Source organism: Streptomyces sp. W16 (assembly GCF_033194735.1).
Taxonomy (GTDB): domain Bacteria; phylum Actinomycetota; class Actinomycetes; order Streptomycetales; family Streptomycetaceae; genus Streptomyces.
Genome location: NZ_JAWOAI010000508.1, coordinates 1 through 6,859 on the forward strand (window position 1 = coordinate 1; position 6,859 = coordinate 6,859).

Genomic DNA, 6,859 nt, shown 5'->3' on the forward strand with positions numbered 1-6,859 from the left:
CCGGCCGGGTCCGCCTGGTCTCCTTCCCGAGCGGCAGCTCGACCCTCGTCCCCACGGCCCTCGCCGCCCTGCGCGCCGCCCACCCCGGCACCCGCGTCTTTCTGGAGGAGGCCGAGCCGCCGAACTCCGTCGAACTGCTCCGCGAGGGCGACTGCGACGTGGCACTCGCCTTCCGCTACGAGACCGCGACGGGCGCCGAGGACTGGTCCGACCTGGTGGTGCGGCCCCTGCTCAGTGACCGTCTGGTCGCCCTGGTCCCGGAGAGACACCGGCTCGCGCGCGCGGAGTCGGTCGCCATCGGCGAACTCGCCGACGACCCCTGGATCGCCGGCTGCCCGCGCTGCCGGGGCCAGTTGGTCGAGGTCTGCGAGACCGCGGGCTTCACCCCGCGCATCGACTTCGCGACCGACGACTATCCGGCGGTCGTCGGCCTGGTGAGCGCGGGCCTGGGCGTCGCCGTACTGCCCCAGCTCGCCATCGAGTCCGTACGGCCCAGGGGCGCACGGACGGTGACGCTGGAACCGGCGGTGCGGCGGGAGATCGTCGCGCTCACCCTGCCCGACCTGGCGCAGGTGCCCGCCGTGGCGGCGACGCTGGACCAGCTGGCGCGGGCGGCACGCGAAAAGTAGGGGGCACGCGTGCGCGTGCCCCTGTCGGAGAGCTTGTTGGAGACCTTGCTGAAGGCCTTGTTGGAGAAACGTTCCTTCAGTTGTTCGAAGCCATGTCCCCGGCGGTCGAGGCCGACACCAGCCGGTTACGGGCCCGCCCCATCAGTTCTTCGCGCTCGTCCTCGGTGAGGCCGCCCCAGACGCCGTACGGCTCGCGCACCGCCAGCGCGTGCGCCGCGCACTGTGCGCGGACCGGGCACCTCATGCAGACCTCTTTGGCCGAGTTCTCACGAGCGCTTCGTGCCGCACCGCGCTCGCCCTCGGGATGAAAGAAGAGCGAGCTGTCGACCCCTCGGCAGGCAGCCAGGAGCTGCCAGTCCCACAGGTCCGCGTTCGGTCCGGGAAGGCGGGAGAAATCTGCCATTGCGTGACCCCTTGTAGCCGTTATGGGCGGATACGGTGTCCACGACCGTACAACTACGATCTAAGGAGATGAAAATATGACTCATTGCGAATCTAGCCTCAGACACCAGTAAAAGGGAAGAAATAGGGCTGAATGGGGCACCGGTTGTGATGAAAGGTTGTGGGTCGGTCGCGACACCTCCACCGTGTCCGCCCCCTCACGTAGAGTGCCGAAGGTGGCACACGGCCCCGTAACTCTTTCGAGTGACCGTCGTTGAGAGTGCGAGGCGGTTGAAAACATCAAGTGCTCGGGCAGGCGTCCGAGACGGTCGACCGCACAGGTGACGATTTCGTACCAGCCTGGAGGCTCAAGGTGACGCGCATCAGTTGCGGAGGGCGGCCATGACATCCGTCCTCGTCTGTGACGACTCCCCGCTTGCCCGAGAGGCGCTCCGCCGCGCGGTCGCGACCGTGCCCGGTGTCGAGCGCGTGACGACGGCGGCCAACGGCGAGGAAGTCCTCCGCCGGTGGGGTGCCGATCGCTCGGACCTCATTCTGATGGACGTACGCATGCCCGGACTCGGCGGTGTCGAGACCGTGCGGCGGCTGCTGTCCGCCGACCCGGGCGCACGCATCATCATGCTCACCGTCGCCGAAGACCTGGACGGCGTGGCCCTCGCGGTCGCGGCCGGCGCCCGCGGCTATCTGCACAAGGACGCCTCGCGCGCCGAACTGCGGGCCACGGTCACCCAGGCCCTCGCCGACCCGACCTGGCGACTGGCCCCGCGCCGGCTGCGGTCCGCCGAGATGGGCGCCGCGCCGACGCTCACCGCGCGCGAGATCCAGGTCCTCGAAGGCATGAGCCACGGCCGCTCCAACGCGGAGATCGGCCGTGAACTCTTCCTCTCCGAGGACACCGTCAAGACCCACGCACGACGGCTCTTCAAGAAACTCGGCGCCTCGGACCGGGCGCACGCCGTGGCGCTCGGTTTCCGCTGGGGTCTGGTCCGTTAGGTCCAGGTCAGTGGGTCGTAGCGGGGGTACGGGAATCCCCGCCTACCTCATGGTGGGCGGGGGCGGCAAAGGGGCCCGCCGGGTGCCCGCTGCTCGTTTCGCCGCGGATGCCGCATCCTTGAGGTGTGGAGTTCCTCGGGGACGAGTCGGTCGAGCGGGAGGGGAGGGCGCAGGAGATGAGTTCCGGCGCACCTGCTCATAACGCTTCGGTGCACAACAACGGACGCGGTGCCACGGACCACACGGCCGCAAGGCACCATGGACCGATGCGTGACGACGAGGGGGCCAGTGCCCAAGGGGCGATTGGTGGGCTCGTCCTTCGCGCGGTCGACGGAGACGAGCAGGCGACGCACGACCTGCTCGCCCATGTTCACCCACTGGCCCTGCGCTACTGCCGCACCCGTCTGTCCCGACTCCCGGGCGACGCACGGCACTTCGTGGAGGACCTCGCCCAGGAGGTCTGCGTAGCCGTCCTCCTGGCGCTGCCGCGCTACAAGGACACCGGCCGCCCCTTCGAGGCCTTCGTCTTCGCCATCGCCGCCCACAAGGTCGCCGACCTCCAGCGGGCCGCGATGCGCCACCCGGGTTCCACGGCGGTCCCCTCCGACGAGATGCCGGAGCGCCCGGACGACTCCCTCGGCCCCGAGGAGCGCGCCCTGCTCAGCAGCGACGCCGAATGGGCCAAGAAACTCATGGCCAACCTCCCGGAGAACCAGCGCGAACTGCTCCTGCTGCGCATCGCCGTCGGTCTCACGGCAGAGGAGACCGGCCAGATGTTGGGAATGTCACCCGGCGCGGTCCGGGTCGCGCAACACCGCGCGCTGAGCCGGTTGCGAGCACTGGCCGAGCAGTAACGCCGGTACGGCTGGCGCCTTTTTTGAACAGTCGGGCACCCGGTTCCGTACGAATATACGAAGCCCGGAGTCGGGCGTAGCCGTCGAATCGTGGAATTCGCGACCCCTGCTTCCCGTTAGCATGGACATCCGCACCGATCAAGGCCATTGGGGAAGGTGTCATGACTGCCAACGTCGACGGAGTGCCCGCCAAATTCGCGACACTGGGGCTGACCTACGACGACGTGCTGCTGCTGCCGGGCGCATCCGAGGTGCTCCCGAACGCGGTCGACACCTCGTCCCGCATCTCGCGCAACGTCCGGGTCAACATCCCGCTGCTCTCCGCGGCGATGGACAAGGTGACCGAGTCCAGGATGGCCATCGCGATGGCCCGCCAGGGCGGCGTCGGCGTCCTGCACCGCAACCTGTCCGTCGAGGACCAGGTCAACCAGGTCGACCTCGTGAAGCGCTCCGAGTCCGGCATGGTCACCGACCCGATCACCGTGCACCCTGACGCCACGCTCGCCGAGGCCGACGCCCTGTGCGCCAAGTTCCGCATCAGCGGCGTCCCGGTGACCGACGGCAACAAGAAGCTGCTCGGCATCGTCACCAACCGCGACATGGCCTTCGAGACCGACCGCTCCCGTCAGGTGCGCGAGGTCATGACCCCGATGCCCCTGGTCACCGGCAAGGTCGGCATCACCGGCGCCGACGCCATGCAGCTGCTGCGCCGCCACAAGATCGAGAAGCTTCCCCTGGTCGACGAGGCGGGCATCCTCAAGGGCCTCATCACGGTCAAGGACTTCGTCAAGGCCGAGCAGTACCCGCACGCCGCCAAGGACGCCGAGGGCCGCCTCATCGTCGGCGCCGCGGTGGGCGCGAGCCCCGAGGCGCTGGACCGCGCCCAGGCCCTCGCCGAGGCGGGCGTGGACTTCCTGGTCGTAGACACCTCGCACGGTCACAACAGCAACGCCCTGAGCTGGATGTCGAAGATCAAGTCGAGCGTCGGCGTCGACGTGATCGGCGGCAACGTCGCGACGCGTGACGGCGCCCAGGCCCTGGTCGACGCCGGTGTCGACGGCATCAAGGTCGGCGTGGGCCCCGGCTCGATCTGCACCACCCGCGTCGTCGCCGGCATCGGCGTCCCGCAGGTCACCGCCATCTACGAAGCCTCCCTCGCCGCCCGCGCGGCCGGTGTCCCGCTCATCGGCGACGGCGGCCTGCAGTACTCCGGCGACATCGGCAAGGCGCTCGCCGCCGGCGCCGACACGGTGATGCTCGGCAGCCTCCTCGCGGGTTGCGAAGAGTCGCCCGGCGAGCTCCAGTTCATCAACGGCAAGCAGTTCAAGTCGTACCGCGGCATGGGCTCGCTCGGCGCGATGCAGTCCCGCGGCCAGGGCCGGTCGTACTCGAAGGACCGCTACTTCCAGGCCGAGGTCGCCTCCGACGACAAGCTCGTGCCCGAGGGCATCGAGGGCCAGGTGCCCTACCGCGGCCCGCTGGCCAACGTGCTGCACCAGCTCGTCGGCGGGCTGCGCCAGACCATGGGCTATGTCGGCGCGGCCACCATCGGTGAGATGGAGACCAAGGGCCGCTTCGTCCGGATCACGTCCGCGGGCCTCAAGGAGAGCCACCCGCACGACATCCAGATGACCGTCGAGGCACCGAACTACAGCCGCAGCAAGTAGTCGGCAGGCTTCCTCAAGGGCGGCCCCGGACACACCGGGGCCGCCCTTGTCGTGCCCGTCGGCGATACTGGAAGACGCTGAGACGCAGAAGGAAAGGCCACACACGTGACTGAGATCGAGATCGGGCGCGGCAAGCGCGGCCGCCGGGCGTACGCCTTCGACGACATCGCCGTCGTCCCCAGCCGCCGTACGCGGGACCCGAAGGAGGTCTCGATCGCCTGGCAGATCGACGCCTACCGCTTCGAGCTGCCCTTCCTGGCCGCCCCCATGGACTCGGTCGTCTCCCCGGCCACCGCGATCCGCATCGGCGAGCTCGGCGGCCTCGGCGTGCTGAACCTCGAAGGCCTCTGGACCCGGTACGAGGACCCGCAATCGCTCCTCGACGAGATCACCGAGCTGGACGCGGACGCCGCGACCCGCCGCCTCCAGGAGATCTACGCGGCTCCCATCAAGGAGGAGCTGATCGGGCAGCGCATCAAGGAGGTGCGCGACTCGGGCGTGGTCACCGCCGCCGCGCTCTCCCCGCAGCGCACGGCCCAGTTCTCCAAGGCCGTCGTCGACGCGGGCGTGGACATCTTCGTCATCCGCGGTACGACGGTCTCGGCCGAGCACGTGTCGGGTTCGCACGAGCCGCTGAACCTGAAGCAGTTCATCTACGAGCTGGACGTCCCGGTGATCGTCGGCGGCTGCGCCACGTACACCGCGGCCCTGCACCTGATGCGCACGGGCGCGGCCGGCGTCCTCGTCGGCTTCGGCGGCGGCGCGGCGCACACCACGCGCAACGTGCTGGGCATCCAGGTCCCGATGGCCACGGCGGTGGCCGATGTCGCCGCCGCCCGCCGCGACTACATGGACGAGTCCGGCGGCCGGTACGTGCACGTCATCGCCGACGGCGGTGTCGGCTGGTCCGGCGACCTCCCCAAGGCGATCGCCTGCGGCGCGGACGCGGTCATGATGGGCTCCCCGCTCGCCCGCGCCACGGACGGCCCCGGCAAGGGCCACCACTGGGGCATGGAAGCGGTCAACGAGGAACTCCCGCGCGGCAAGAAGGTCGACCTCGGCACGGTCGGCACGATCGAGGAGATCCTCACCGGCCCGTCCCACATCCCGGACGGCTCGATGAACATCTTCGGGGCGCTGCGGCGCGCGATGGCGACCACCGGGTACAGCGAGCTGAAGGAGTTCCAGCGGGTCGAGGTCACGGTGGCCGACTCGCAGCACAAGCGGTAGGCGGTAGGCGGTTCCACGACGCTTCGAAGGGCCCGGGCCTGGGTGGTCCGGGCCCTTTCGTGTGCCCAACTGGGGCTGGTGGGGCTCGTGTTGGGACTAGGGGGCGCACGGTTGCGTTCGGGGTGATTGTGAGCCGTTTGGCCGTGTGAGGCGGCTAGTGTCCTTGATCGGCGGCCCAGTTCTTTTGGGTCGCCCCCTTCCAGGGACATGGTTCCGGACCCGGGCTCTCGGGGCCCGGCCCGAGTTCCGACGAGCCGCCTACCGGGCCAATGGGTGGCGTCGCGGAAGGGGGCGCACCCATGGGTCGTCACCGCAAGCCCACCCGCTGGGACCGGATCCGTCTTCGGATGGTGAAGCAACGGAGGAGGTGGATCTTGTGGATTCACGGCGGAAAGTGAGCGGCCACCCCTATATGAACTAGGGGTGGACACTCCGTTCGCTTTTCAGGAGCTCACCGCAGGGCCAACTGCGGTGGGCTCCACCTCGTTGGCGGAAGGTGAGCGGCCGTCCCTGCAAGAACCAGGGGCGGACACTCCATGGTCCTTCACGAGCCTGCCACAGTGACCGCTGCGGTGGCCCCACCTGCTTCCGTACGCTACCGGCGCCCAGCCCCACACGCCACCAGTTCCCGACGCACACCCCGCCCCAAGCGCCCCCCTGCACAACCCGCGCGCCGGGGTCAGAGCGCCGCCTTCTTGGCGCCGGAGAACGCGGCGAACGCGGCGATGGCGAAGAAGACGAAGGTGAGCGGGTCGGAGTCGGCCTTCCAGGCGTCCTGGACCACGTCGAAGTGGTCGAAGAACACCTTGCTGAAGTTCACACCGAGTTCGTCCGCGCCGATCATCGCCTCGCCGACCAGCTGGCCGAGGTAGACCGCGCCCAGGGCCAGGACGGCGCTGACCACCGGGAGGACGGGGTTGCGCCCGCCGAGCCTGCCCGCCGCGAGGCCGATGACGAAGCCGACGCCGACCGCCGCCCAGCCGATCTCGTGCTTGGTGGTGCCGATGACGACGCCGTAGACGCCGGCGGCGACCAGGGCCGCGGCGACGGCGGTCAGCAGGCCGAGCACCAGGGTGTTCCGCTG

Annotated in this window: 7 protein-coding genes; 5 read left to right on the plus strand and 2 right to left on the minus strand. The window is 69.6% G+C overall.

Annotation, left to right across the window (positions count from 1 at the left end):
• A partial coding sequence (locus R6V09_RS41985) for a LysR substrate-binding domain-containing protein (RefSeq protein WP_317886750.1) occupies window positions 1-629 on the plus strand: 629 nt, incomplete at its 5' end.
• Between the two features lie 76 nt (window positions 630-705).
• On the opposite strand, the gene R6V09_RS41990 is transcribed toward R6V09_RS41985, so the two are convergent.
• Window positions 706-1,032: a WhiB family transcriptional regulator gene (locus R6V09_RS41990; protein ID WP_019066760.1), complete on the minus strand. Its 327-nt coding sequence runs from the start codon at window positions 1,030-1,032 to the stop codon at window positions 706-708.
• A gap of 380 nt (window positions 1,033-1,412) precedes the next feature.
• Here R6V09_RS41990 and R6V09_RS41995 point away from each other — a divergent pair, with 380 nt between their 5' ends.
• The 4 genes from R6V09_RS41995 (at window position 1,413) to R6V09_RS42010 (ending at window position 5,775) form a co-directional block, all read left to right on the plus strand.
• Window positions 1,413-2,024, plus strand: a complete 612-nt coding sequence (locus R6V09_RS41995) for a response regulator transcription factor (protein WP_003948568.1) — start codon at window positions 1,413-1,415, stop codon at window positions 2,022-2,024.
• A gap of 266 nt (window positions 2,025-2,290) precedes the next feature.
• Window positions 2,291-2,878: a sigma-70 family RNA polymerase sigma factor gene (locus R6V09_RS42000; RefSeq protein WP_200715865.1), complete on the plus strand. Its 588-nt coding sequence runs from the start codon at window positions 2,291-2,293 to the stop codon at window positions 2,876-2,878.
• Window positions 2,879-3,039: 161 nt separating this feature from the next.
• Window positions 3,040-4,545, plus strand: coding sequence for an IMP dehydrogenase (guaB, locus tag R6V09_RS42005; RefSeq protein ID WP_262056183.1), 1,506 nt, complete (start codon window positions 3,040-3,042; stop codon window positions 4,543-4,545).
• A 105-nt stretch (window positions 4,546-4,650) separates the two neighbouring features.
• Window positions 4,651-5,775 carry a GuaB3 family IMP dehydrogenase-related protein gene (locus R6V09_RS42010; protein WP_019066763.1) on the plus strand — a complete coding sequence of 375 codons (1,125 nt, stop codon included), beginning with the start codon at window positions 4,651-4,653 and terminating at the stop codon, window positions 5,773-5,775.
• A 679-nt stretch (window positions 5,776-6,454) separates the two neighbouring features.
• On the opposite strand, the gene R6V09_RS42015 is transcribed toward R6V09_RS42010, so the two are convergent.
• Window positions 6,455-6,859 (minus strand): hypothetical protein (locus tag R6V09_RS42015; protein WP_317886751.1); only part of this gene is annotated, 405 nt, incomplete at its 5' end.